We start from the raw sequence: 24,596 nt of genomic DNA, 5'->3' as shown, positions 1-24,596 counted from the left end.
ACCGTCCGGTGGCCGGAGTTGACCGATCGGTTCGACACCTGTGGGGCGACCGGGTGGCCCGGGACAGGTAAGAGACCTCACACTCCGCCAGACTTCCGCCCCACTTGAGCGTTTCGTGATTGAAAATCACATAAGTACATCAGCCTTTCGGCTAGATTTCGGCGAGACGATCAGGCTAAGGTGAGTCCCGAACGGCCCATACGAAGCTAAACCAAAAAGCGTCACGTCTTTTGTCCGCGGACGAGGTGCAGGGAGGACCACCCATGACCGCGCCAACGATCACCGAGCAGCCGAGCACCGCTGTTCGGAGCACCACCAAGCTGGACCCGCGCGCGCTCACCGACAGCGCCGCCGACCTGCTCAACGCCATGGCGGCACTGCCGGCCAACCACCCGTCCCGCGCCGCGCTGCGCGACCGGGCGATCGAAGCCTGGCTTCCCCTGGCGAACCACCTCGCCCACCGCTACAGCGGGCGGGGCGAGCCGACCGACGACCTGGCCCAGACCGCCGCCGTCGGCCTCATCAAGGCCATCGACAAGTTCGACCCGACGCGCGGCGTCGACTTCGCCGGGTACGCCATCCCCACCATCATCGGTGAGCTCAAGCGGCACTTCCGCGACCGCACCTGGGACATCCGGGTGCCCCGCCGCCTCCAGGAGCTGCGGCTGGCCATCTCGGACGCCAACAGCTCGCTGCTGCAGACCCTCGGCCGCTCGCCGACGGTCGCCGACATCGCCGCCCACCTCAAGCTCACCGAGGAAGAGGTCCTGGAGGGCCTGGAGGGTGCGCGCGCGTACAACGCGGTGTCGCTGTCCACCCCGACCGGCGACGGCGACCGGGCCACCGAGCTGGGCGACATGCTCGGCGGTGAGGACAACGAGTTCGAGCTGGCCGAGCTGCGAGTGGCCCTCGGCCCCGCGCTCGCCACCCTCGACGAGCGCGAGCAGAAGATCCTCACGCTGCGGTTCTACGGCAACCTGACCCAGTCGCAGATCGCCGACCAGATCGGCGTCTCGCAGATGCACGTCTCCCGGCTGCTGGCCCGGGCGCTGACCAAGCTGCGCGGCCAGCTCGACGGCACGTACTAGAACGCCTGACGAAGCGGGGCCGGGTCCAGCTGGACCCGGCCCCGCTTCGCGTCACACGCGATAGGTGTCACGCGGACGTGACAACTTCGGTCAGCTACCGATCGGGTCGCGCCACATCGGCCAGAACGGCGTGCCGTCGGGCACCCGGAACGGCTCACCGGCCCGGTAGCCGTGCTTGGCGTACAGGTCCCGGCTACGCGGACTGCTCGCCTCCAGGTACGCCGGCATCGCGTTGGCGTCCAGCCACGCGTGGTGGTGCTCCAGCAGCGCGGTGCCCAGCCCGCGCCCCTGCCGATCCGGCCGCGTCGCCAGGAATGCCAGGTGGTGGTGGTCCGGGTGCGGGTGGTTCGCCGCGAACAGGTCGTCGAGGTGGCGGAACCGGTCGGTCCACTCGCCGCACGCGGTGGCGAGCCGGGCGTCGTAGTCCTCCGGCGGGGGAAGCTCTTCCCCCACCGACGGGAGCCACACAGCGACCGAGGTGCGCTCGGCCGTGGCGTACACCGTGCCGTGGCGCATCGCGTGCCCGACCAGGATCTCGAAGTTCCCGGCCAGGACCGCCTCACGCTTGCTCGCGTCGGGCACCAGCCAGGACGTCACCTCCAGGGCGGTGAACGCCTCGGCGATCAGGCCGGCCACCAGCACGGTGTCCGGCGGCCCGAGCCGGTCGATGCGTACGCTCACCGCGTCACCTCCACGCTGGCCGGCGCGTCCGCCGTCACGGCGGCGGCGGCGCTCGCCGCGCCGAGCCCGATCCGGGCGTACGTGTCGGGGCGGCTGGCGCGCAGCACCAGCCCCCAGATCACGCCGAGCGCGGCCGCCACCGGGTACACGGCAGGCAGCGCCCAGCGCAGGGTGGAGTCCGGCTCGACGCCGAGCAGGTTCGCGAAGTTCGACACGGCCAACCAGATGATCACGAGGAGGGCGATCGTCGCCAGGGCGGGGGCGATGGCCCGCCGCCAGATGTTCTCGCCGGCGCCGCCGGAGCGGGCGAAGTAGGCGATCACCGCCACCGAGGTGGTGGCGATCAGCAGCAGCACGCCGAAGCCGCCCGTGGTTCCGCCCCAGAAGAAGAGCTGGACCACCGGGTCCCAGCCGTTCGCCGCGTACAGCAGGATGACCAGCAGGCCGAGGGCGCTCTGCGCCAGGGAGGCGGCCCGGGGGGCGCCGGAGCGCGGCGAGGTCTGCCCGAACACCGCCGGCAGCACCCGTTCGCGGCCCAGGGCGAACGTGTAGCGCGCCGTCGTGTTGTGGAAGGAGATCATCGCGGCCAGCACCGAGGTCAGGAAGAGCACCTGGCCGATGGTGACAGCGGTGTCACCGAGCTGCGCGGCAGCCAGGTTGAAGATCAGGCCCACGCTCTGCTCGCCGGCCTCGGCGACGATCCGGTCCGGTCCGACGGCGACAGTCATCGTCCAGGACGACAGCGCGTACAACCCGGCGATGATCGCCACCGACAGGTAGGTGGCCAGCGGCACGGTCCGCTTCGGGTCCTTGCTCTCCTCGCTGAAGACCACAGCGGACTCGAAGCCCACGAACCCGAGGATCGCCAGCACCAGCACGGCGCCCACCCCCGGCACGAAGAGGTTGTCCGGCGACAGGGCGGCGAAGCTGACCTGACCGTCGGCCGGGTTGCCGAGCTGACCGAGGTCGAAGACGAGGATCACCACGATCTCGGCGACCAGCAGCGCGGCCAGCACGAGGCCGTTGATGTCGACCCGCAGCAGACCGAGCAGACCGACAAGCGCCCACGCCACCAGGGCGACGATCGACCAGTGCGGGTGGCCGCCGAAGATCCGGTCCAGCACCGGCTCGGCTGCGACGCCGATGGTGCCGTACAGCCCGACCTGCAACGCGTTGTACGCCAGGAGCGCCACCCAGGCGGCACCCACACCTGCCGGTCGGCCGAGGCCACGGGAGATGTAGGCGTAGAAGGCGCCGGCGTTCTCCACCCGGCGGGACATCGCCACGTAGCCGACCGAGAACAGGCCGAGCACCGCGGCGACCACGAGGAAGGCCAGCGGAATGCCTGTCACACCGATGACGCCGTAGCCGGTGGTGACCACACCGGCGACCACGGTCAGCGGCGCGGCCGCCGAGAGCACGAAGAAGATGACCGAGGGGACGCCGAGGCGACCCCGGGCGAGGGCTTCGGAGACGTTGCTGGGTCGGTCGACTGTCGATGTCGGGGGCATACGACTACTCCGGTTGTCGAGGGGAGGGACAGGGGGTTACCGGGTGGGTCAGGGGAAGCCGCGCAGCACCGCGGCGCCGACGGCCGCCTCGGTGTGCCCGACGAGTTCCTTCAGGGGTGCCGGCAGCGCGGGGATGAGAACGTTCAACCGGTGGTGGGCGCGGGGGCCGGCGCTCCACAGCACCTCGCGGGTCAGCCCGGCCGCCACGACCAGCCCGAGCAGCAGCGCGTCCGGCACGCTCGGCGGATCCGGTCGGTCCAGCAGCGCCCGCAACCGGGTCGCCGGCCAGGCCACCGCGTTGAGGTCGATCGGCAGGTAGCTGACCGACGTCCGCAGCAGTCGCCGGCTCTCCTGGCGGCGGAGCACCCCGGCGCGGGCCAGCCGCTCCCCCACCGAGGTCGTGGCGCTCTGCGACAGGAAGCTGAGCCAGGTGTTCACCGCCTGGTGGTGGGCCTCGCCGATCAACTGGTCGAGGACCGTGTGTGCCAGCGCGTCGGACGGGGGACGCCTGTCGACGACGCTTACCTGCCCGCCGGAGACGGTGATGTGTCCGTACAGGATCAGCTCACCGAGAAGGCCTGCGGCCAACCCGAGGCCGGTCGCCGCCGGGTGCAGTTTGGCCTTGCCACGACTGTCGTTGTGGGCGATCAGGAAGAACTCGTCGGCGATGAGCAAACGGTCCTCCCGCAAGGGTGCATGTCCACAGTGATCGCAACCGGGAAAGGATGCACCCAGAGCTACTGCAATGCAACTCCCAGATTTGAAAGTTGCACTCCGTACAGGCGCGACCTGGGGATCTCGTCATGTCAGACTCGGACGGTGACCCCCACCCCCGCGATCCGACCCACCGCCAGCCCGACAGTGCGCCGTCGACGCATCGCTCGGGAGCTCCGCCAGCTACGGGAACGCGCGGGGATGACCCTCGATGTGGCGGCCCGGCAGCTCGACATGTCCAAGAGCAACCTCTCCCGGATCGAGACCGCGCAGATCGGCATCAAGCCACGAGACGTGCGCGCGGCCCTGGCCCTCTACCAGGTGACCGGCGCGGACGCCGAGGCGTTGATCGAGATCGCCCGCGGCGCCCAGCAGCGCGGCTGGTGGCAGAACTACAGCGACGTGCTGCCCGAGTGGTTCGAGTTCTACGTGGGCCTGGAGGCCGAGGCGGCGGCGCTGCGCACGTACGAGGCCGAGTCGGTGCCCGGGCTCCTGCAGACCGAGGCGTACGCGCGGGAGATCTACCGGCGCACCGCCGGCGAGGACGGCCTGGAACGCAAGGTCGCCGCACGGCTGCGCCGGCAGGAGGTGCTGCGCCGCGACGACCCCGTCCACCTGTCGGTAGTGCTCAACGAGGCGGTCCTGCTGCGCCCGGTCGGCGGCGCCGCCGTGATGGCCGAACAGGTGGCCCACATGAGTCGAATCGCTCAACTACCCAACGTCACAATTCAGGTACTTCCGTTCGCTGCCGGCGGGCACCCGGCGATGAGCACCCCGTACGTGATCCTCAACTTCGCCGACACCGCCGACGCGTCAGTGGTTTACCTGGATAACCTCACGATGGGACTGGCTCTGGAGGATGCCGATCAAGTGCTCGGGTATAGCCTTCTGCACGAGGAGCTGTGCCGGATGGCACTCGATCCGACGGCGTCGTTGACCCGTCTGGAGCAGGCTTCTCGTAACTTTGCGTGACCGCGTCTGCGGCACGCCGACGCAGACGAGAGGCACCGCGGATGACGGCGTACGACCGGACCGGGGCGGACTGGCGCACCAGCACGCGCAGCAGTGGCAACGGCAACTGCGTGGAGGTCGCGACAGTCGACGGTCAGGTCGCCGTCCGGGACAGCAAGGACCGCTCCGGCCCGGTCCTCGCGTTCGCGGCACCGGCCTGGCGGAGCTTCGTGCGCGGCGTGGGCGGCGTCCACCGCCGGTGAGTCCGGCGGGCCGGTGCGAGACTGGGCCGTGCTCTCCGACGTAACAGTTGACCTGCCGGTCCGTCCGGTGCTGCCGGCGCTCGTCGCGGCACTCGACGCGGCCGGCGCCGGGGTGCTCGTCGCGCCGCCGGGCACGGGCAAGACCACACTCGCGCCGCTGGCCGTGGCCGACCGGGTCACCGGTCGGGTGGTGATCGCGCAACCGCGGCGGGTGGCGGCCCGCGCCGCCGCCCGGCGAATGGCCGAGCTGCTCGGCGAGCGGGTAGGCGAACGCGTCGGCTACGCGGTCCGCGGCGAGCGCCGCGTCGGGCCGTCCACCCGGGTGGAGGTGGTCACGACCGGCCTGCTGGTCCGCCGCCTGCACCAGGACCCGGAGCTGCCCGGTACGGGCGCCGTGCTGCTCGACGAGTGCCACGAGCGGCACCTCGACGCCGACCTGGCGCTGGCGTTCACTGTGGAGGCCCGGGCCACCCTCCGGCCGGACCTGTGGCTGCTGGCCATGTCCGCCACCCCGGACACCTACCGGTTCGCCGCGCTGCTCGGCGGTGACGTCCCCGCACCGGTGGTACGGGCCGAGTCGGCGCTGCACCCGGTGCGGCGGATCTGGGCGCCACCGCCACGGCCGGTCGCGCCGCCCGGAGCGGGACCTGTCGACCGGGCCCTGCTCGACCACGTGGCGGCCACCGTCCGGCGGGCGCTACGCGAGCACGACGGCGACGTGCTGGTCTTCCTGCCCGGCGCCGGCGAGATCGCGGCGGTCAGCGGCCGGCTCGTCGACCTGCGGGACGCCGTCGCGCTCCTGCCCCTGCACGGCCGTCAGCGCGGCGGTGAGCAGGACGCCGCCCTGCGCCCGGCCGACCGGCGGCGCGTCGTGCTGTCCACCGCCCTGGCCGAGACCAGCCTGACTGTCCCGGGCGTGCGGGTCGTGGTGGACGCCGGGCTGTCCCGGGTGCCCCGCGTCGACCTGGCCCGGGGGCTGGGCGCGCTGGTGACCGTGCCGGTCTCCCGGGCCGCCGCCACCCAGCGCGCCGGCCGGGCCGGCCGGGAGGCCCCCGGGTTCGTCTACAGGTGCTGGTCCGCGGCGACCCACGAACGGCTGCCCGCCCGCGCCGAGCCGGAGATCGCCACCGCCGACCTGACCGGCTTCGCGCTGGAGTTGGCCGCCTGGGGCCAGCCGGACGGCGTCGGGTTGGCGCTGCCCGACGCGCCACCGGTGGCGGCGATGACTGTGGCCCGGGACACGCTCGTCACCCTGGGCGCGGTCGACGCGGACGGCCGGATCACCGCGCGCGGCCGGGCGATCGCCGCGGCGGGCGCGCACCCACGGCTGGCGCGGGCGCTGCTCGACGGCGCGGGCCGGGTCGGCGCGGACCGTGCCGCCGAGGTGGTGGCCCTGCTCGCCGAGGAGAGCGCCGCCGGTCCCGGCGACGACCTGGTCGCCAGCTGGCGCCGCCTGCGTGCCGGCGCCGACGCCGACGCGGGAGCGACTGCCCGCTGGCGCACCGAGGTACGACGGCTGCGCTCCGCGCTGCCCGTCGACTCCCCGACTGAGGGCCGGGGCCGGGCCGGTGCGCGTGGCCCGGAGACCGGCGGACGGGCCGGGCTCACCGACGATCTCGCCGCGGGGCTGCTGGTCGGCCTGGCGTACCCGGAACGGCTGGCGCGGGCGCGGCGACCGGGCGGCTCGGCGTACCTCATGACCGGCGGAACCGCCGCGGAGCTGGCGGCCGGGTCGGCACTTGTCGGCTCCGACTGGCTGGCGGTCGCCGTCGCGGACCGCACCCCCGGCGCGCCGTCGGCACGGATCCGCCGGGCCACTCCTGTGGACGAGGCGACCGCCCGGGACGCGGCCGGCCCGCTGCTGTCCACCCGGCGGGAGGTGGGCTGGTCCGACGGGGACGTGGTGGCCCGGGAGGTGACCCGACTGGGCGCGATCGAGCTGCTCCAGCGCCGGATCGACCGCCCGGAACGCGCCGAGGTGACCGGGGCGCTGCTGACCGGGCTGCGCCAGGAGGGGGTGGGGCTGCTGTCCTGGACGCCTGCGGCCCGGTCCCTGCGCGAGCGGCTGGCGTTCAGCAGGCACCATCTCGGCGACGAGTGGCCGGACGTCGGCGACGAGGCACTGCTCGACGCCGCCCCCACCTGGCTCGGTCCGGAACTGGCCGCCGCACGGCGGCGCGCGGACCTGGCCCGGGTGGACGTGGCCTCGGCGCTGCGCCGGCTGCTGCCCTGGCGGCAGGCGGCCCGGCTGGACGAGCTGGCCCCCGAGCGGATCGAGGTGCCCAGCGGCTCACGGATCCGGGTCGACTACACCGACCCGGCGGCGCCGGTGCTGGCGGTGAAACTCCAGGAGACGTTCGGCTGGCCGGCGGCTCCGCGCATCGCCGACGGCCGGGTGCCGGTGCTGCTGCACCTGCTCTCCCCCGCCGGACGGCCGGTCGCGGTCACCGCCGACCTGGCCTCGTTCTGGCGTACCGGCTACCCGCAGGTGCGCTCGGAGCTGCGCGGCCGCTACCCCCGGCATCCGTGGCCGGAGGACCCGGGCACGGCGACGCCCACCCGCCGGGTCACGCCGCGCCGGCGCTGAGCGCGCCTGTCACTCCTGCACCACGTCGGCCACCACCACTGTGACGTTGTCCGGTGCGCCGGCGTGCAGCGCCAGGTCGATGAGCTTGCCCACGCAGGCGGCCCGGTCCGGGTGGTCGGCGAGCACCTCGGCGAGCGTGTCCGGGCGGACCACGTTGGAGAGGCCGTCACTGCACAGCAGCCACCGGTCACCGGCGCGGGGCACCATCGTGGCGTACGACGGGGAGACCTCCTCGCCCTGCAACGCCTGGGTGACGACAGCCCGGCGCGGGTGACTGCTGGCCTGGTCGGCGGTGATCACGCCCTGGTCCACCAGCAGCTGGACGAACGTGTCGTCCCGGGTGACCTGCTTCAGCACGCCCTCGCGGAACAGGTACGCCCGCGAGTCGCCGACGTGGGCGAGGGCCAGACAGCTGCCGGTACGGGCGAAGAGCAGGGCGGTGAGTGTGGTGCCCATGCCCTGACGCTCGGGATCCTCGGCGACCGCCTGCCGGATCCTCGCGGTGGCCAGGGCTATGCCGCCCTGAAGTGCGGCGACCAGGGCGTCCTCGGGCGTCTCCACGTCGAGCGGGGCGACCGCGTCGATGGTGAGGGCGCTGGCGAGGTCACCTGCGGCCATCCCGCCCATGCCGTCGGCGACGGCGACGAGCCAGGTCCCGGCGTGCAGGGCGTCCTGGTTTCCGCTACGGATCAGCCCACGGTCGCTCGTTCCCACGGAACGCAGCTTCAGGGTCATGGGAGGCAGCCTGCCAGGCGAAGGGCGCAGTTGTCTCTAGGAGATCACGACGGCGGCGCGTGGCGCGGTCAATCTCACGTCTCGGGGTCGGCGCGTCACCGCGAGGCCGCCCTTGTGGCACGGCAAAACCCATCCAGTCAGATCAATTGACACGGCGGATCCCCACTGGAAACATCGAGCCGATACCTGGGAGCGCTCCCAGGTCGTACCGCCACCTCCGTCCCACCCCCGGCCCCGGAAGGACTCCCCGTGACGACACCCCGACGCCGCCTCCTGCTGGCCGCGGCGACCGCCCTCGCCCTCACCGGCGCGGGCGCCGGCGCGGCCCACGCCGACCCCCCACCGGACGCCCCCGAACAGATCGACAACGGCGACTTCAGCGCCGGCGTCAGCCCCTGGTTCTCCTTCGGCACCGGCGCGCTCGCGGTCACCGACGGGCGGCTCTGCACCACTGTCGCAGGCGGGCTGGCCAACCCGTGGGACGCCGGCATCGGCCAGGACGGCGTACCGCTTATCGCCGGGGCTGAGTACACCCTCGGCTTCGCCGTCTCCGCCACCCCCGGCGCGGCGGTCAAGGCCGTGCTCCAACTCGGCAGCGCCCCGTACACCACGTACGCCGCCGTGGACGCCACCGCCACCGGCACCGCCCAGCGCGTCGAGCAGACCTTCACCGTCCCGGACGACAACCCGAACGCCCAACTGATCTTCCAGGTCGGCGGCTCCCCCGAGACGCAGACCATCTGCCTGGACGACGTCTCGCTGCGCGGCGGCGAGCCCCCCGAGCCGTACGTGCCGGACACCGGGCCGCGAGTCCGCGTCAACCAGGTCGGCTACCTGCCCGGCGGGCCGAAGAACGCAACAGTGGTCACCGACGCCACCGAGCCGCTGCCCTGGCAGCTGCGATCGGGCGCTGGCACCGTCGTGGCCAGCGGCACCACCACCGCCCGCGGTGTCGACGCCGCCTCCGGGCAGAACGTGCACTCGGTCGACTTCTCCAGCTACCGCACCCCCGGCACCGGGCTGACGCTCACCGTGGACGGGGAGACCAGCAGGCCGTTCGACATCTCCGGCACGCTCTACGACCAGCTGCGCTCGGACTCGTTGCAGTTCTTCTACGCCCAACGCAGCGGCATCGCCATCGACGGGGACCTGATCGGCGACGAGTACGCCCGCCCCGCCGGCCACCTCGGCGTCGCCCCCAACAAGGGCGACACAAACGTGCCCTGCCAGCCGGGCGTCTGCGACTACTCGCTCGACGTGCGCGGCGGCTGGTACGACGCCGGCGACCACGGCAAGTACGTGGTCAACGGCGGCATCGCCACCTACCAGCTGTTGAACACCTTCGAGCGGACCAAGACGGCCGCCACCGCGGCCGGCGGCGCGCGGCTCGCCGACGGCACGCTGCGGGTGCCCGAGCGCGGCAACGCCGTGCCGGACATCCTCGACGAGGCCCGCTGGGAGCTGGAGTTCCTGCTGCGCATGCAGGTGCCGGCCGGCAAGCCGCTCGCCGGGATGGTCCACCACAAGATCCACGACCAGAACTGGACAGGCCTTCCGCTCGCCCCGCAGGACGACCCGCAGCCGCGCGAGCTGCACCCACCGTCGACCGCGGCCACCCTCAACCTGGCCGCCACCGCCGCCCAGTGCGCGCGACTCTTCGCGCCGTACGACGCGGCGTTCGCGACCCGTTGCGGCACCGCCGCGAAGACGGCCTACGCCGCGGCCAAGGCCCACCCCGCCGTGTACGCCAGCCCGACCGACGGCACCGGCGGCGGCGCGTACGACGACACGAACGTCACCGACGAGTTCTACTGGGCGGCGGCCGAGCTGTACCTCACCACCGGGGCGCAGACCTACCTGACCGACCTGACCGCCTCGCCGCACCATACAGGCGACGTGTTCGACGCCCGCGGCTTCGGCTGGCAGAGCGTCGCCGCGCTGGGCCGCCTCGACCTGGCCACCGTGCCGAACGGGCTGCCCGCCGCCGAGCTGACCCGGATCCGCTCCTCGGTCACCACAGCCGCCGACGCGTACCTCGCCGAGCTGCGCCGCCAGGCGTACGGGCTGCCGATGCCCGGTGACGCCAACAGCTACTTCTGGGGTGGCAACAGCAACATCATCAACAACGCCGTGGTGCTGGCCACCGCGTTCGACCTGACCCGCAACCCGGTCTACCGGGACGGGGCGGTGCAGGCGATGGACTACATCTTCGGCCGTAACGCCCTGAACATCTCCTACGTCACCGGCTGGGGCGAGCACGCGGCGCAGAACCAGCACAGCCGCATCTTCGGGCACCAACTCGACCCGAGCATGCCCCGCCCGCCGGACGGTTCCCTCGCCGGTGGCGCGAACGCGGCCCTGCAGGACCCGTTCGTGGCGCAGTTGCTGACCGGCTGCGCGCCCCAGTTCTGCTACGTCGACGACATCAACTCGTACTCGACGAACGAGGTGGCGATCAACTGGAACTCGGCGCTGGCGTGGATCGCCTCGTTCCTGGCCGACCAGGGTGACGCCGGCGCGGTGCCGGCCACCACCTGCTCGGTGGACTACGCCAACTACGGCGCCTGGCAGGGAGGCACCGGGTTCACCGCGCAGGTGACCGTGCGCAACACCGGCACCACGGCCGTCAACGGCTGGAGCGTGCGCTTCGCGTTCACCGGCGACCAGCGGGTCCGCGAGGCGTGGCTGGCGAAGGTCACCCAGTCCGGAGCGACGGTGACCGCGCGCAACGAGTCGCACAACGCCAAGATCGCGCCCGGTGGCACAGTGACGTTCGGCTTCAACGCGACGACTGCCGGTGGCGCCAATCCCGACCCGGGCCTGGTCACGGTCAACGGAGCGGCCTGCTCGCTGAGCTGACTCCCCTCCTGGTGGCCGCCCGTCACGGGCGGCCACCAGGAAACCCACCACCGACGGGCCCTGGCCGAACGCGCCGGATCAGCCCCGGCCAGTGATCAGCCGATCTCCTCGTCGACGTAGCACCAGCGCCAGGCCTCGCCGGGCTGCGCCGACCGGATCACCGGGTGACCGGTGGACGCGTAGTGCTTGCTGGCGTGCTGGTTGGGCGACGAGTCGCAGCAGCCGACCTGCCCGCAGGTCAGGCAGGTGCGCAGGTGCACCCAGTACGTCTCGCCGATGGCGACGCACTCCGCGCACTCGTCGGGGGTGCGCGGCTCGGCGGCGCCGGCCTCGGCCAGGTGCTGACAGCTCACTTCTCGACCTCCCGCAGCAACGACTCTTCCAGGTCCAGGTCACGATAGGCCTGCACCAGCACCTCCTCAGGGATCCGACCGGAGTCCCGGGCAGCCCGGAACACCTCCCGCTCGGCGTCGATCATTTCTTGTCGCAACCGACCGTACGCCTGCGACGGGGTTTCCCGTTCGGCCCCTCCGAGCCGCTCCCAGGCCATGTTGGTGCGGTCCTCCGACGCCCGGCGCAGCCGGTCCACCACCGCCTCCGGGGCGCTGTCGGCCAGTTCGTCGAGGCGCTCGCGGGCTGCGCGGCTGGCCTGCTGCTGCACACCGGCGGCGGACAGCGCGTCCTGCACGGGGTCGTCCTGCGGCAGTTTCAACCGGCGGGCGACGAGCGGCAGCGTGGCGCCCTGACCGACGAGGGTGAAAACGATCACCGCGAAGGCCAACCAGATGAACAGAGCCCTCGGGTACGGCTCGCCGTCGGCAAGGGTCAGCGGCAGCGCGAGGGCGGCGGCCAGGGTCACCACACCGCGCATCCCGGCCCAGCCGATGATGATCGGGACCTTGGGCGACGGTCGGGCGTCCCGGCGGCGGACCCGCGGGACCAGCCGGGCCAGGTAGGTGGCCGGGAAGAGCCAGACGAACCGGGTCAGGAAGACGGCGGCGAGCACCGCGAGAGTGGTCAGGAGGATCGAGCCGACCGGTTCGTCCAGGTCGTGCAGCACCTCCCGCAGTTGGAGCCCGACCAGCAGGAAGACCAGGCCCTCCAGCAGGAACCGGACCAGCCGCCAGAACGCGCCGATCTGCAACCGGGACGCCGCCGACAGCAGTTGGGGCAGTTTGTGCCCGAGCACCAGGCCGGTGACGACCACCGCGACCACACCTGAGGCGTGCAGGTGCTCGGCGGTGAACACCACAGCGAACGGGATGATCAGCGACAGCGCGTTGTCCAGTAGCGGGTCGGTGATCCGCCGGTGCAGGAAACCGAAGGCCAGCGCGCCGAGCGCCCCGATCAGGATGCCGCCGCCGGTGGCCCGCAGCACCTCGACGGCGACCTCGGTGGTGCCGACCGCCGAGCCGATGGTGGCCATCGTCGCGACCCGCAGCAGCACCAGCGCGGTGGCGTCGTTGACCAGGCTCTCGCCCTCCAGGATGGTGACCACCCGGCGGGGCAGGCCGACCCGGCGGGCGACCGCCGTGGCGGCCACCGCGTCGGGCGGGGCGACCACCGCGCCGAGGGCCAGGCAGATCGCGAACGGCAGCTGCGGCAGCAACAGGTGCAGCACGAACCCGACCACGAACGCGGTGAACAGGACCAGGCCCACCGCGAGCAGCAGGATGGGCCGGATGTTGGTCTTGAACGCCGGCACCGACGTCTCCAACGCGGCGACGTAGAGCAGCGGCGGCAGGATGCCGACCAGCACCAGTTCGGGGTCGAGTTCGACCTGCGGGAAGCCCGGCACGTACGACAGCGCCAGGCCGAGGACGACGAGCACGATCGGCGCGAGAAGGCCGAACCGGCGGGCCAGCGCGGCGCCCAGGGTGGCGATCGCCAGGAACACGACGACCGGAAACAGGCTTTCCATGGGGTACGAGCCTAGGGGTACGCCCAGCGGCGTCCGATCAGCCGGCCGAGCGCAGCTTCGGCAGCACCTCGGCGCCGAACGCGTCGATGAAACCGCGCTGCTCCTGCCCGACGTGGTGCAGGGCGATCTGGTCGAAGCCGAGCTCCACGTACTCCTCGAGCCAGCCGACGTGCCGGCCCAGGTCGGAGGAGATGTTGACCACCTCGGCGACCCGCTGGGCGGGCACGTCGGCGGAGACCACGTCGAAGTGCTCGACGGTCTCCAGGTCCCAGCAGACCGGCGGGGGGAAGACGTTGCTGCGCCACTGGTCGTACGCGAGGGCCTCGGCCTGCTCCTGCTCCGGCGCCCAGGAGACGTGCACCTGCAGGTGCAGGGGCCCACGGCCGCCGGCGTCCCGGTACGCGCCGATCATCTCGCGCAGGTGGGCCACCGGTGCGTTGACGGTGATCAGGCCGTCCGCCCACTCGGCGCACCAGCGGGCGGTGGCCACGCTGACTGCGGCGCCGACCAGCGCGGGTGGCTCCTCGGGGCGGGTCCACAGTCGGGCCCGGTCCACCCGGACCAGGCCGTCGTGGCTGACCTCCTCGCCGGCGAGGAGGGCACGGATCACGTCGACGCACTCGCGCAGGCGGGCGGCGCGGACGTCCTTGCGCGGCCACGCGTCGCCGGTGATGTGCTCGTTGCTGGCCTCACCGGTGCCCAACGCCGCCCAGAACCGACCCGGGTACATGGCGCCGAGGGTGCCGATGGCCTGCGCGATGATCGCCGGGTGGTACCGCTGGCCCGGTGCGTTGACCACGCCGAACGGCATGCCGGTGGCCTGCAACGCGGAGCCCAGCCAGGACCAGGCGAAGCCCGACTCGCCCTGCCGCGCGCTCCACGGGGAGAAGTGGTCCGAGCACATGGCGGCGTCGAAGCCGGCCCGCTCGGCGTGCATCACCGCCTCCAGCAGGGCGCGCGGACCGATCTGTTCATGCGAGGCGTGGAACCCGAACTGCGTCATGGGCGCACTTCCTACCCATGATTCGGGTGCCTGACGCATGCGTTATTCGGCGTGCGCCCCCGCGCCGGCCGAGGCGGCGCCCTCACCCACCCAGACCGTCTTGGTGTTGCAGAACTCCCGCATGCCCAGTTCGGACAGCTCCCGCCCGTAGCCGGAGTTCTTCACACCGCCGAACGGCAGCTCCGGGTACGAGGTGGTCATCCCGTTGATGAAGACGTTCCCGGCGTCCAGGTCGGTGGCGAAGCGTTCCTGCTCGGCCGGGTCCCGCGTCCAGGCGTTCGAGCCGAGCCCGAAGTTGGTCCCGTTGGCGACCTCGATGGCCTCCTCGTACGACGACACCCGGAACAGCCCGGCGACCGGACCGAAGACCTCCTCGGACCACATCCGCATCTGCGGGGTCAGGTCGGTGACCACTGTCGGCGGGTAGAACCATCCGTCGCCGCCGGGCAGCTCACCGCCGCAGAGCACCGTCGCGCCGTTGTCGACCGCGTCCCGCACCTGGGCGTGCACCTCGTCGCGGCCCCGCTCGCTTGCCAGCGGGCCGACGTCGGTGTCCGGGTCCATCGGGTCGCCGACGCGTAGCGCGGCCATGTTCGCTGCGAACTTCTCGGCGAACGCGTCGAAGACGTCGGTGTGCACGATGAAGCGCTTGGCGGCGATACAGGACTGCCCGTTGTTCTGGCAGCGGGCGGTGGTGGCCACCTCGGCGGCCCGGTCCACGTCGGCCGAGGGCATCACCACGAACGGGTCGCTGCCGCCGAGTTCCAGGACCGTCTTCTTCAGCTCCCGGCCGGCGATCTGGGCGATGGACCGGCCGGCCGGTTCGCTGCCGGTGAGCGTCGCGGCGCGTACCCGGGGGTCGCTGAGGATGCGGTCGACGGCGTCCGAGCCGACCAGCACGGTGGTGAACGCCCCCTCGGGGAACCCGGCCCGCCGGAACACGTCCTCCAGCAGAAGCGCGGTCTGTGGCACGTTCGAGGCGTGCTTGAGCAGGCCCGTGTTGCCGGCCATCAGCGCCGGCGCGGCGAAGCGCATCACCTGCCAGAGCGGGAAGTTCCACGGCATGACCGCGAGCACCACGCCGATCGGCTGATAGCGGATGAACGCCCGGGTCGCCTTGACCGCGTCGGCGTCGGCGGGCTGGTCGGCGAGGAACGCCGGCGCCCTGTCGGCGTAGAAGCGGGCGGCCGTGGCGCACTTGGTCACCTCGGCCTGCGCCGACGCGTACGTCTTGCCCATCTCCGTGGTCATGATCCGGGCGATCTCGTCGCGTTCGGCGTCGAGCAGGTCGGCCGCCGCTCTCATCCACCCGGCGCGCTGCTCGACGGTGGTCGCCCGGAGCTGCTGGTACGCGAGGTGGGTCCGCTCGATGGCGGCGTCGAGTTGTTCGGTGGACATCGCCTCATAGGTCTTGAGCACCTGACCGGTGGCGGGGTTGGTGGTGGCGATGTGGGGCATCTCGTCCTCCTGTCACTCGAACAACGAGTGTCGTACGCCCGGCTCCTCGCGGCGGCGGGCGGCGCGGCGGCGCTGGATCACGACCAGGTCGACAACGGCGACCACGGCGAGGATCGCGCAGACCACGCCGAGCCAGGCGATGCCGGCCCAGAACGCCAGCACCGCGAAGATCACCATGATCACCAGGCCGAAGGTGGCGAGGGCGAGGCGGAGGTTCAGCGCGCTGTTCGCGTGGCCGACCGTGCCGCGGGCACGCCGGGGCTGCGATCTCGTCATACCTCCCGACCTACCCCCGATCGGGGGAGTTAACCGGTACGGGGCCCGGGCCGTACCGGGCGGCCTTATAGCAGTCGAGCGACGCCGGCGGCGGCGGTCTGCCGCATACCCGACAGCACCTTCCCCACAAACCACGTCCTACGCATAGAGTTACCGTGCTGTCGCTCTGCGCTGCGGAAACGGGAGACGTCATGCCTCGACGCTGGGTCGCCGTCCTGGCCTGCCTCGCGGCGCTTGTCGCGTTGGCCTGCGAGGGAGGCGGTTCGGCGGCGCCCCGCCCCACCAGGAGCGCCGGGCAGCCAGGCGGCCCGGGCGGCATCGCCGCCCTCGGCGACTCGATCAGCACCGGCTTCGCCTCCTGCCTGGTGCTCACCTCCTGCGAGCGCAACTCCTGGTCGACGGGGGACGGCCTGCGGGTGCGCAGCCACTACCGGCGACTGCTCGACCAGGACCCGTCGATCCGCGGCCGGGCCTACAATCACGCCCGTCCCGGCGCCCGCGCGGACGCCCTGGAAGGGCAGGCGAAGGCCGCGGTACGCGACCGCGCCGACTACGTCACGGTGCTGGTCGGCGCCAACGACGTCTGCCGGGGCGGGGTGGACGCCATGACACCGGTGGCCGAGTTCCGCGCCGACGTCGACCGCGGCCTGCGGGCACTGCGGACCGGCCGGCCCAAGGCCCGGGTGCTGGTGGTGAGCATCCCCGACCTGTACCGGCTCTGGGAGGTCGGGCACGGCGACGCGCGGGCGACGCGCGCCTGGCGGCGTGGAGTGTGCCCGGCCCTGCTGGCCAACGCGACGTCGACAGCGCCCGCCGACCGGAGCCGCCGGGCCGCCGTGCGGGACCGGATCGACGCGTACAACGCCGAGTTGGTGGCGGCGTGCCGGGCGTACGGCTCGCGCTGCCGGCACGACGGCGGTGCCGTGCACCGGGTGCGCTTCACCCTGGACATGCTGAATCCGCTGGACTGGTTCCACCCCAACGTCAACGGGCAGGGCCGACTCGCCGAGGTGACCTGGGGCTCCTCCGGCCTCGCCGACTGAGCCCCGGCGGGCCGGTCAGGGACGGCGAGGTGGCGGCAGGGCCGCGCCACGCGGACGGTAGAGCTCCCGGGAGCGCTCGGCGAGTTCCTTGGTGGCCGACGAGTTGGCCCAGGTGCCCAGCACGATCGCGGCGCCGGGTATGACCTTGGCGACCATCCTCTTGGCCGCCCGCACGCCTGCCATCCGGGCGAGCCGGACGCTGAGTTGCAGCATGACCCGGCCGAGTGGGCGGTGCCCGCCCAGCCCGAAGAGCGCGTCGGCACGCTCGCGGCCGGCGGCGACGCCGAGCGCCAGGCGGGCACTCTCGGCGACCTTGTGCACCCGCTGGAGCACCAGCAGGTCGGTGGCCCGGTCGGTGTGCAGCGGGTCGACGTCGTACGCGGCGGCGATGTGCAGCACCATCCGCGCCTGCGTCCAGGCCAGCACACCCACGTCGAGGACGGCCCCGGGCAACCCGGCCGCGCCGGACACCGCACCGGAGAGGCGCGCCAGGTTGACGAACTTGCGGGCCGCCTGGTCGGCGAGCGCGTCGGCCGAGACGCCTGGCTGCTCGACGCGGGCGCGACCGGCCCACTGCGCGGCCTCCGGGCCGAGCCGGCGTACCGCCTCCAGGGCGAGATGCTCCGGGGCGTACTGCGGATCGTCGCGCATCCGGTCCCAGAGGCGGGCCGGCGGGCCCTCCACAACCTCCGTGGGCCCGTCCGGCGGGCCGACGGACGGCTGGGGGGTGGGCGCGGCGGGCTGGCCGCCGACGGGCGGAGTGTCGGTCACCGGGGCTCCCCAGGGGTGGGTACGGCGGGCAGGACGGCCGACGGGGCGGTCAGCGGCGACGGTTGGAGAACCGCGACGCCAACCCCTTGAGCTTCTGCTGGTTGGCGGGCTTGGCCATCTCGCGCCGACCGCGCTCGACCAGCTGCTGCCCCTTGGGTGATCTCAGAAAAGCGCTGATCCGCTGCATCAGTGACATAACGTCCTCCTGTCGGTAATCCCTCAGTCATGTGTACCCCGAACCCGCAACGGATGTACCCGGGACTCGACAGGTTCAACCACCCACCGTCCATAGTGGCCGGAAGGTTACCTCCCGCTCGGCACGATGGCGTCGACGACCCGCACGGCCCGCCACTCGTGCTTCTGGTAGTGCTCGGGGTACGCGGAGACCTGCACCGCCTGGGCGGCGTCGGTGAGCCGCATCCGCTGCCAGCCGGGCACCTGCTCCAGGGCGGAGAGGAACTGTCGGGTGGCGAACTCCGGGTCCATCAGCCGGCCCACCGGCCCCCAGCCGCTGCTGGACCGCTGCTGGAACAGCCCGACCGAGTCGTGATCCCAGCCGACGCCCTGGTGCGGGTAGTTCTGCGACTCGGGCAGCACACCGCTCGCCACGTTGTACAGGTTGCTCTCCTGCATGGCGGTGGCCACCGCGATGACCAGGCCACGACGGGGGACGCCCATGTCACGCCCGGCGCGGACGATCGCCTCGGCGTTCTCCATCTGGTCCTCGTCCAGGCCGGCGACGGGCGCCGGGTCGGTCGGGCGCGCCGAGGCCGCCTTGCGGGCCGGCGACGTGGTGTCCGGGTCGGCGGACGACGACGGGGTGGCCGCGGGGGTCGACGGGGTGGCGGAGCGCTCGAGTCCGCGCGAGGCGGTCTGCTGCTCGGCACGCTGCACCAGATCCGCACTGCCGGCGAGGGCGTCGCCGCGGGCCGGGCCGGCACCGTCGTCACGGACCTGCGCGACCGCGGCCAGGCCGAGGCAGCACACCACGCCGGTAGCCAGCGCGACCTGCGCCCGGCGGCGTCCGGTCAGGTCCCGGCCGTACGCCAGGAGGCGACTCGCGGTGGTTGTCCGTTCGGTTGAGGTGCTGTCCTCCATATCGGCAGTGGGGCTGCTCGGGGCGTACGGGTCGTCGAGGGTGCCGTCGTCACGCATCAGCCGAGGCTAGGCAGGCGGACACACCGATCACGCACGGTGATCACGTGGCGATTGCCACAGATCCGAGGTGTGCTGGTGGACGACCGGGGTGCCTCGAACCGCGCGGGGAACGTACCTCGCGTACCGGATGAAGCCGGCGGGGCACGCAGGTCGACACGGCCGGCGACAGGCCGGGACATCGGACCCCGCGCCTTGACATGATCGACAAACTCGGCCTTTGGGCCGAACCACCACTCCACCGTTCAGGCGACCCGGACCGCCCGATGGCGTAATCGCATGATTGGTCCGGTCACGCGCATCCGCCGGGCGACGGATCGCCCGAAGCAGGAATGCACCAGGATGGCGGGTACGTTGCCCGAACCGGGTGCTGTCCGTCGCGTCGGCATCCGAGTAGGCACATTCCAGGGAGGTCCGCACCGGTGCTCGACCCACACGAGCTCTACCAGCTCACCGACGACCTGCCCGACCTCGGGCAACCGGTCCTGATCCAGGCCCTCACCGGCTTCGTCGACGCCGGCAACGCCAGCCGGCTGGCCCGCGAGCAGCTCCTCACCTCGCTGGAGGGCCGGCCGATCGCCACCTTCGACGTGGACCAGCTCTTCGACTACCGCTCGCGACGGCCGGTGATGACCTTCATGGAGGACCACTGGGAGTCCGTCGACGCGCCGAAGCTGGAACTGCACCTGTTGCACGACGACGACGAGACCCCCTTCCTGCTGCTCACCGGCCCCGAGCCGGATCTGCAGTGGGAACGGTTCGTGGCGGCCGTCGCCGGGCTCGCCGCCCGACTCGACGTCCGGCTCACCGTCGGGCTCAACTCGATCCCGATGGCGGTGCCGCACACCCGGCCCACAGGGGTGACCGCCCACGCCACCCGCCCCGAGCTGATCGCCGGGTACGAGCCCTGGCTGCAACGGGTCCAGGTGCCCGGCAGCGTCGGTCACCTGCTGGAGTTCCGCCTCGGCGAGCAGGGCCGCGACGCGCTCGGCTTCGCCGCCCACGTGCCGCACTACGTGGCGCAGACCGAGTACCCGGCCGCCGCCGAGGTGCTGCTCACGTCCGTGTCCCGCAGCACCGGGCTGCTGCTGCCCGGCGAGGGGCTCCGCTCTGCCGCCGAGGTGGTCCGGGTGGAGATCGACAGGCAGGTGGCCCAGACCGAGGACGCCGCCGCACTGGTCCAGGCCCTGGAGGAGCAGTACGACACGTTCGCCCGGGGCCGGGGCGAGAAGAACCTGCTCGCCGCGGACGCCGGACCGCTGCCCACCGCCGACGAACTCGGCGCGGAGCTGGAACGCTTCCTGGCCGAACAGACCCGTCCCGGCGACACCCCGGGCAGCTGACCCGGCGCCGGGGCGGCGGATGCGGCAGGCTGGAGCCATGCGCCTGGCGACCTGGAACGTGAACTCGGTGAAGGCCCGACTGCCCCGGCTGCTGGAGTGGCTGGCCGGCACCGGGCCGGACGTGGTCTGCCTCCAGGAGACCAAGTGCCCGGACGGGGCCTTCCCGGTGGCCGAGGTGGGCGAGCTGGGCTACACGGTGGCCAGCCACAGCGACGGCCGCTGGAACGGGGTGGCCATCCTGTCCCGGGTCGGGTTGGACGACGTCCGGGTCGGGTTCGCCGGTGAGCCCGGCTTTCCCGAGCCGGAGGCCCGCGCGATCTCCGCCACCTGCGACGGGGTGCGGGTCTGGTCGGTGTACGTGCCCAACGGGCGCACACCCGACGACCCGCACTACGCGTACAAGCTGGCCTGGTTCGCGGCGCTGCGGGACGCGTTGGAGGCGGAACTGGCCGCCGGGCTGCCGGTGACCGTCTGCGGCGACTTCAACGTCGCGCCCACCGACGCCGACGTGTGGGACCCGGCGGTCTTCACCCACTCCACGCACGTCACCCCGGCCGAGCGGGCGGCCCTCGCGGCGCTGCGCGACCTGGGCCTCGCCGACGTGGTGCCCACCCCGATGAAGGGGCCGCACCCCTTCACCTACTGGGACTACCGCGCCGGCATGTTCCACCAGAACAAGGGCATGAGGATCGACCTCGTGTACGCCTCCGCGCCGTTCGCCCGGGCGGTCCGCTCGGCGTACGTGGACCGCGAGGCCCGCAAGGGCAAGGGCCCCTCCGACCACGCCCCGATCGTGGTCGATGCGGACCTGGTGCCCGCGGTCGAGGCGTTCTGAGCTGGCTAGGGTGGACAGATGGCAGTCGTGAAGATCAACGCAATCGACGTTCCGCCGGGCGCCGGCACCGAGTTGGAGAAGCGGTTCGCCGCCCGGGCCGGCGCGGTGGAGAACTCCCCCGGCTTCCTCGGCTTCGAGCTGCTCCGGCCGGTGGCCGGCGAGACCCGCTACTTCGTCTACACGAAGTGGGAGAGCGAGGAGGCGTACCAAGCGTGGGCCGCCGGTCCCGCGCGCGCCGCGCACGCCACCGCGCCCGGCGACAAGCCCCGCCCGCCGGTCGCCAGCGGCGCCAGCCTGCTGGAGTTCGAGGTGGCCCTGCACGTCCCCCAGCCGTAGGCGGTGTCGCCACCCGCGTCCCCACCACAATCGGTCCAGTCCGGTCTTTTCGGCTGATAGCGTCGCAGTGGGCCCGGCGGTAGCCGGTCGTCAGTCGGCTGCGGGGGAATTCCGGCCATGTTCGACGGATTCGACGAGTTCGACATCGCCGCGTCGTCCGGCGGCACGATCCACGGACGACGCGGCGGAGACGGGCCGCCCGTCCTGCTCCTGCACGGCATCCCCGAGACGCATCTCATGTGGCATCGGGTGGCGCCGCGGCTCGCCGAGCACTTCACAGTCGTCGCCACCGACCTGCGGGGCTGGGGTGACAGCAGCGCACCGCCGAGCACCGTCGACCACGGGCCGTACGGGATGCGGGCCATCGCCCGCGACCAGGCCGAGGTGATGCGGAGCCTCGGTCATGACCGGTTCCACGTCGTCGGCCACGATCGCGGGGCCCGCTGCGCCTACCGCCTCGCGCTCGACGAACCGGACGCCGTCTCCCGGCTGGCCGTCATGGACGTCGTCCCGGTCGGTGACGTCTACAACCGCGCCGACCGGGCGTTCAGCACCACCCGCCACCTCCTGGACTTCCTGAGCTGACAACCGGGCGGCCCCATCGCCCCGGCCCGCCTCAGGGCTCGCGGGAGGACTGGAGGCTGGCGAAGGCGATCACGTTGTCGGCGTATCCCGTCCGGCCGCCGATGAACTGGCCGCCACAGGTGATCAGGCGCAGACCGGGTGGCCCGTCGTGGCCGTAGATCCGTTCGGCGGGCAGCCGGTCCTTCGGGAAGTGCTCGACGGCGTCGACCCTGAAGACCACCGTCGACCGGTCCGCCCGGGCCACCTCGATCAGGTCGCCGGGCTTCAGTTTGCCCAGGTCGTAGAAGACCGACGGGCCGCTCTTGGTGTCCACGTGTCCGACGATCACCGCCGGGCCGGGCTCGCCGGGCGTGGGCCCGCGGTCGTACCAGCCGGTCTCGTTGTGCCGCTCCAGCGGCGGTACGGCGATCGAGCCGTCCCGGGCCTGCCCGACCGGCGCCACAGGCGCGGCCACCTTGATCGCCGGGACGGTGAGGCGCACCGGGCGGCTGGCCGACAGCCCGACGGACTCGCTGCGGGCCGGCCGGTCACCCCCGGCCGGGGCCAGGTCGAACGGCCCGACCGAGCGGCCCAGCCCCGCCCCGGTGGCGAAGACGCCGACCAGCACCAGCACCACGGCCAGCGGCACCGACCAGGGGCTCCGGCCGGGCGGACGGCTGCGCCGGGGCGCGACGGCGGTCGGCGGACGCGCGGCAACCGCCGGGCGAGCGGCCCCAGCTGCACGTGCGGCCCCCGCCGGACGTGCAGCCCCTGACGGGCGATCCGGATCCAGCGGGCCGTCGGACTCCGGCCAGCCGTCGTCCACGGGCAGTCGTACCCCGTTCGGGGGCGGCGCGGAGCGGCCCGCGGCCGGCGGACGCGCGCCAGCGGGCGGCGACGACGCGGGACGACCGGTGGGCGACGGGCGTGGGCCGGCCGGCGGCGGCGTGGGGCGGAAGATCTCCATGGCGGGCTCAGCGGCGCGCGGCGGCTCGGACGGTCCGTGGCCGGCGCAGCGCCACGATGGCGAGGATCAGCCCGGCGACGGTCAACGCCGCTCCGCCGGGCAGCAGCAGCTTGCCGGTCATGCCGTCGGCGCCGCCGCCGAAGCCGGTGGCCGGGCCGCGACTCGGGTACGCCGGCACCTTCTTGACCACCTGGAGCATTGTCGAGGCGGTCTCGCCGTCGCGGCACTCCAGCTTGACCCGGTAGTTGCCGGGGCGGGTGCGGTCCCGCACCATCGGCGCGGCGGTGAGCAGGCCGTTCTGTGGCTGCACGCCGATCGCGCCGAACGCGTCGGAGACGACTGTCGCGCCCACCGAGTTGTCCCGGCAGCTGGCCCGGATGCCGACCAGGTAGCCGGGCTGCACGGTGCTGGGACTCACCTCGACGAAGATGTCCACAGGCGGGTTGGGTTGCGGCTGGCCGCTCGGCGCTCCGGGCTGAGGCGCGGCCACCGCGGGCGCCACTGCCACGGCGGCCATCGGCACAACCGCCGCCGGGGCGGGCGCGGCGGACGCGGGCGCGGCGGCCAGCAGGGGGCCGGCCAGGACGATCAGCACCGACAGGGTCACACCGCCGCGGGTCACTGTCACGATGCCCCCTCTCGACGCCGGGTGGGCGTGCCGGGCAGCGGACCGCCCGGCCTGCCGTACCAGTTGGATCCTCTCATTTCCGGTCGCACATCACATCCGATCCGCCGTCGGCGTCGCGTACGCTCGGGTCCCTGTGACCGCCACCGACCATGACCCCGCCGTCCCGCCCGCGAGCCGGACGATCCGCACGTTCCACCCCCGCCGGGGCCGGATGAGCGGCCGGCAGACCGACGCGCTGGACCGGCTGTGGTCCCGCTACGGCCTGGACGTGTCGGACGAGCCCGTCGACCTGGCCGAGCTGTTCGGTCGCCGAGCGCCTGTGGTGCTGGAGATCGGCTCGGGGATGGGCGACAGCACCGCCGTGATGGCCGCCGCTGACCCGGATCGAGATTATCTGGCGGTGGAGGTGCACACGCCGGGAATCGCGAACCTCCTCGACCTCGTGGACCGGGCTGGGCTGGGCAACGTCCGGGTGGCCCAGGGGGACGCGCTGGAGCTGGTCAGCGGCCTGCCCGAGGGTGTCCTGGCCGCCGTGCACGTCTTCTTTCCCGACCCGTGGCCCAAGGCCCGCCACCACAAGCGGCGGATCATCCAGCCGGCGCACGTGGCGCTGCTGCGGTCCCGACTGGCCCCCGGCGGCACGCTGCACTGCGCCACCGACTGGGCGGAGTACGCCGAGGCGATGCGGGAGACCCTCGACGCCGACCCGGAGCTGGTGGACGCGTACGGCGGCTTCGCGCCGCGTCCGGCGCACCGCCCGGTGACGAAGTTCGAGCGACGGGCCATCACGGCCGGACGGCCGGTAGCCGATCTGCTCTACCGCCGGCGGTGACGCGCCGGCCCGGACGGGGGTCCTGCGGGGGCCGGGTTGGCGTACCGGGGCATGATCCAGGCACCATGGACGGGA

General features: G+C 72.9%; 25 protein-coding genes. 11 read left to right on the top strand and 14 right to left on the bottom strand.

Features of this window, described 5'->3' with window-relative positions; genetic code table 11:
• The first annotated feature begins 263 nt into the window (after window positions 1–263).
• Window positions 264–1,088, top strand: a complete 825-nt coding sequence (locus ACFY1S_RS08095; protein WP_139586245.1) for a SigB/SigF/SigG family RNA polymerase sigma factor — start codon at window positions 264–266, stop codon at window positions 1,086–1,088.
• 90 nt (window positions 1,089–1,178) lie between these two features.
• On the opposite strand, the gene ACFY1S_RS08090 is transcribed toward ACFY1S_RS08095, so the two are convergent.
• The 3 genes from ACFY1S_RS08090 to ACFY1S_RS08080 are packed head-to-tail and all read right to left on the bottom strand — an operon-like array spanning window position 1,179 to window position 3,970.
• Window positions 1,179–1,769 carry a GNAT family N-acetyltransferase gene (locus tag ACFY1S_RS08090; RefSeq protein ID WP_387113970.1) on the bottom strand — a complete coding sequence of 197 codons (591 nt, stop codon included), beginning with the start codon at window positions 1,767–1,769 and terminating at the stop codon, window positions 1,179–1,181.
• Window positions 1,766–3,280 (bottom strand): APC family permease, encoded by a 1,515-nt coding sequence (locus ACFY1S_RS08085; RefSeq protein ID WP_364371503.1) that lies wholly within the window; start codon window positions 3,278–3,280, stop codon window positions 1,766–1,768. Before ACFY1S_RS08085 ends, ACFY1S_RS08090 begins: the two co-directional genes overlap by 4 nt.
• A gap of 48 nt (window positions 3,281–3,328) precedes the next feature.
• Entirely contained in the window at window positions 3,329–3,970 is a 642-nt protein-coding gene (locus ACFY1S_RS08080) for a GPP34 family phosphoprotein (RefSeq protein WP_364371506.1), read from the bottom strand.
• 171 nt (window positions 3,971–4,141) lie between these two features.
• On the opposite strand from ACFY1S_RS08080, the gene ACFY1S_RS08075 reads away from it, so the two are divergent.
• The 3 genes from ACFY1S_RS08075 to hrpB are packed head-to-tail and all read left to right on the top strand — an operon-like array spanning window position 4,142 to window position 7,795.
• Entirely contained in the window at window positions 4,142–4,966 is an 825-nt protein-coding gene (locus ACFY1S_RS08075; protein WP_387114388.1) for a helix-turn-helix domain-containing protein, read from the top strand.
• A 41-nt stretch (window positions 4,967–5,007) separates the two neighbouring features.
• Entirely contained in the window at window positions 5,008–5,208 is a 201-nt protein-coding gene (locus ACFY1S_RS08070; RefSeq protein WP_364371508.1) for a DUF397 domain-containing protein, read from the top strand.
• A gap of 28 nt (window positions 5,209–5,236) precedes the next feature.
• Window positions 5,237–7,795: an ATP-dependent helicase HrpB gene (hrpB, locus tag ACFY1S_RS08065; protein WP_387113966.1), complete on the top strand. Its 2,559-nt coding sequence runs from the start codon at window positions 5,237–5,239 to the stop codon at window positions 7,793–7,795.
• A 9-nt stretch (window positions 7,796–7,804) separates the two neighbouring features.
• On the opposite strand, the gene ACFY1S_RS08060 is transcribed toward hrpB, so the two are convergent.
• Entirely contained in the window at window positions 7,805–8,530 is a 726-nt protein-coding gene (locus ACFY1S_RS08060; protein ID WP_387113964.1) for a PP2C family protein-serine/threonine phosphatase, read from the bottom strand.
• A 249-nt stretch (window positions 8,531–8,779) separates the two neighbouring features.
• On the opposite strand from ACFY1S_RS08060, the gene ACFY1S_RS08055 reads away from it, so the two are divergent.
• Window positions 8,780–11,389: a glycoside hydrolase family 9 protein gene (locus ACFY1S_RS08055; RefSeq protein ID WP_387113962.1), complete on the top strand. Its 2,610-nt coding sequence runs from the start codon at window positions 8,780–8,782 to the stop codon at window positions 11,387–11,389.
• A 95-nt stretch (window positions 11,390–11,484) separates the two neighbouring features.
• Here the strand turns inward: ACFY1S_RS08055 and ACFY1S_RS08050 are convergent, their stop codons facing one another.
• The 5 genes from ACFY1S_RS08050 to ACFY1S_RS08030 are packed head-to-tail and all read right to left on the bottom strand — an operon-like array spanning window position 11,485 to window position 16,047.
• A complete protein-coding gene (locus tag ACFY1S_RS08050; protein WP_387113960.1) occupies window positions 11,485–11,742 on the bottom strand; it encodes a UBP-type zinc finger domain-containing protein in 258 nt (85 codons plus the stop codon).
• Window positions 11,739–13,310 (bottom strand): Na+/H+ antiporter, encoded by a 1,572-nt coding sequence (locus ACFY1S_RS08045; protein WP_387113958.1) that lies wholly within the window; start codon window positions 13,308–13,310, stop codon window positions 11,739–11,741. Before ACFY1S_RS08045 ends, ACFY1S_RS08050 begins: the two co-directional genes overlap by 4 nt.
• 37 nt (window positions 13,311–13,347) lie before the next feature.
• A complete protein-coding gene (locus ACFY1S_RS08040; RefSeq protein WP_387113956.1) occupies window positions 13,348–14,313 on the bottom strand; it encodes a TIGR03885 family FMN-dependent LLM class oxidoreductase in 966 nt (321 codons plus the stop codon).
• A gap of 42 nt (window positions 14,314–14,355) precedes the next feature.
• Window positions 14,356–15,771 (bottom strand): NADP-dependent succinic semialdehyde dehydrogenase, encoded by a 1,416-nt coding sequence (locus ACFY1S_RS08035; RefSeq protein WP_387113954.1) that lies wholly within the window; start codon window positions 15,769–15,771, stop codon window positions 14,356–14,358.
• A 12-nt stretch (window positions 15,772–15,783) separates the two neighbouring features.
• Entirely contained in the window at window positions 15,784–16,047 is a 264-nt protein-coding gene (locus tag ACFY1S_RS08030; protein WP_364371540.1) for a DUF6343 family protein, read from the bottom strand.
• Between the two features lie 191 nt (window positions 16,048–16,238).
• Here ACFY1S_RS08030 and ACFY1S_RS08025 point away from each other — a divergent pair, with 191 nt between their 5' ends.
• Window positions 16,239–17,090, top strand: a complete 852-nt coding sequence (locus ACFY1S_RS08025; RefSeq protein ID WP_387113952.1) for a GDSL-type esterase/lipase family protein — start codon at window positions 16,239–16,241, stop codon at window positions 17,088–17,090.
• 15 nt (window positions 17,091–17,105) lie between these two features.
• Here ACFY1S_RS08025 and ACFY1S_RS08020 read toward each other — a convergent pair whose 3' ends face one another.
• The 3 genes from ACFY1S_RS08020 to ACFY1S_RS08010 form a co-directional block, all read right to left on the bottom strand.
• On the bottom strand, window positions 17,106–17,861 hold the full coding sequence (locus tag ACFY1S_RS08020; protein ID WP_387113950.1) for an EcsC family protein: 756 nt from the start codon (window positions 17,859–17,861) through the stop codon (window positions 17,106–17,108).
• 49 nt (window positions 17,862–17,910) lie between these two features.
• On the bottom strand, window positions 17,911–18,057 hold the full coding sequence (locus ACFY1S_RS08015) for a hypothetical protein (protein ID WP_364371549.1): 147 nt from the start codon (window positions 18,055–18,057) through the stop codon (window positions 17,911–17,913).
• 107 nt (window positions 18,058–18,164) lie between these two features.
• Window positions 18,165–19,016 (bottom strand): peptidase M23, encoded by an 852-nt coding sequence (locus ACFY1S_RS08010; RefSeq protein WP_387113948.1) that lies wholly within the window; start codon window positions 19,014–19,016, stop codon window positions 18,165–18,167.
• 422 nt (window positions 19,017–19,438) lie between these two features.
• Between ACFY1S_RS08010 and ACFY1S_RS08005 the strand changes: the two genes are divergently transcribed.
• From ACFY1S_RS08005 to ACFY1S_RS07990, 4 genes are all read left to right on the top strand, one after another.
• A complete protein-coding gene (locus tag ACFY1S_RS08005; RefSeq protein WP_387113946.1) occupies window positions 19,439–20,359 on the top strand; it encodes a proteasome assembly chaperone family protein in 921 nt (306 codons plus the stop codon).
• A 37-nt stretch (window positions 20,360–20,396) separates the two neighbouring features.
• Complete coding sequence (locus ACFY1S_RS08000) at window positions 20,397–21,194, top strand: exodeoxyribonuclease III (protein WP_387113944.1); 798 nt, start codon at window positions 20,397–20,399, stop codon at window positions 21,192–21,194.
• Between the two features lie 18 nt (window positions 21,195–21,212).
• The gene (locus tag ACFY1S_RS07995) at window positions 21,213–21,530 is read left to right on the top strand and encodes an antibiotic biosynthesis monooxygenase family protein (protein ID WP_387113942.1); all 318 of its coding nucleotides are present in this window, start codon (window positions 21,213–21,215) and stop codon (window positions 21,528–21,530) included.
• Window positions 21,531–21,647: 117 nt separating this feature from the next.
• On the top strand, window positions 21,648–22,115 hold the full coding sequence (locus tag ACFY1S_RS07990) for an alpha/beta fold hydrolase (protein ID WP_387113940.1): 468 nt from the start codon (window positions 21,648–21,650) through the stop codon (window positions 22,113–22,115).
• Between the two features lie 31 nt (window positions 22,116–22,146).
• Here the strand turns inward: ACFY1S_RS07990 and ACFY1S_RS07985 are convergent, their stop codons facing one another.
• Window positions 22,147–22,743, bottom strand: a complete 597-nt coding sequence (locus ACFY1S_RS07985) for a class F sortase (RefSeq protein WP_387113938.1) — start codon at window positions 22,741–22,743, stop codon at window positions 22,147–22,149.
• A gap of 325 nt (window positions 22,744–23,068) precedes the next feature.
• Window positions 23,069–23,692 (bottom strand): hypothetical protein, encoded by a 624-nt coding sequence (locus tag ACFY1S_RS07980; protein WP_387114385.1) that lies wholly within the window; start codon window positions 23,690–23,692, stop codon window positions 23,069–23,071.
• Window positions 23,693–23,822: 130 nt separating this feature from the next.
• Here ACFY1S_RS07980 and trmB point away from each other — a divergent pair, with 130 nt between their 5' ends.
• Window positions 23,823–24,521 carry a tRNA (guanosine(46)-N7)-methyltransferase TrmB gene (trmB, locus tag ACFY1S_RS07975; protein WP_387113936.1) on the top strand — a complete coding sequence of 233 codons (699 nt, stop codon included), beginning with the start codon at window positions 23,823–23,825 and terminating at the stop codon, window positions 24,519–24,521.
• The last annotated feature ends 75 nt before the right edge of the window (window positions 24,522–24,596 follow it).

Origin of the sequence: Micromonospora sp. NPDC000663 (assembly GCF_042898105.1) — a bacterium.
Classification (GTDB): Bacteria; Actinomycetota; Actinomycetes; order Mycobacteriales; family Micromonosporaceae; genus Micromonospora.
This window is presented reverse-complemented; position numbering and strand designations above follow the sequence as displayed.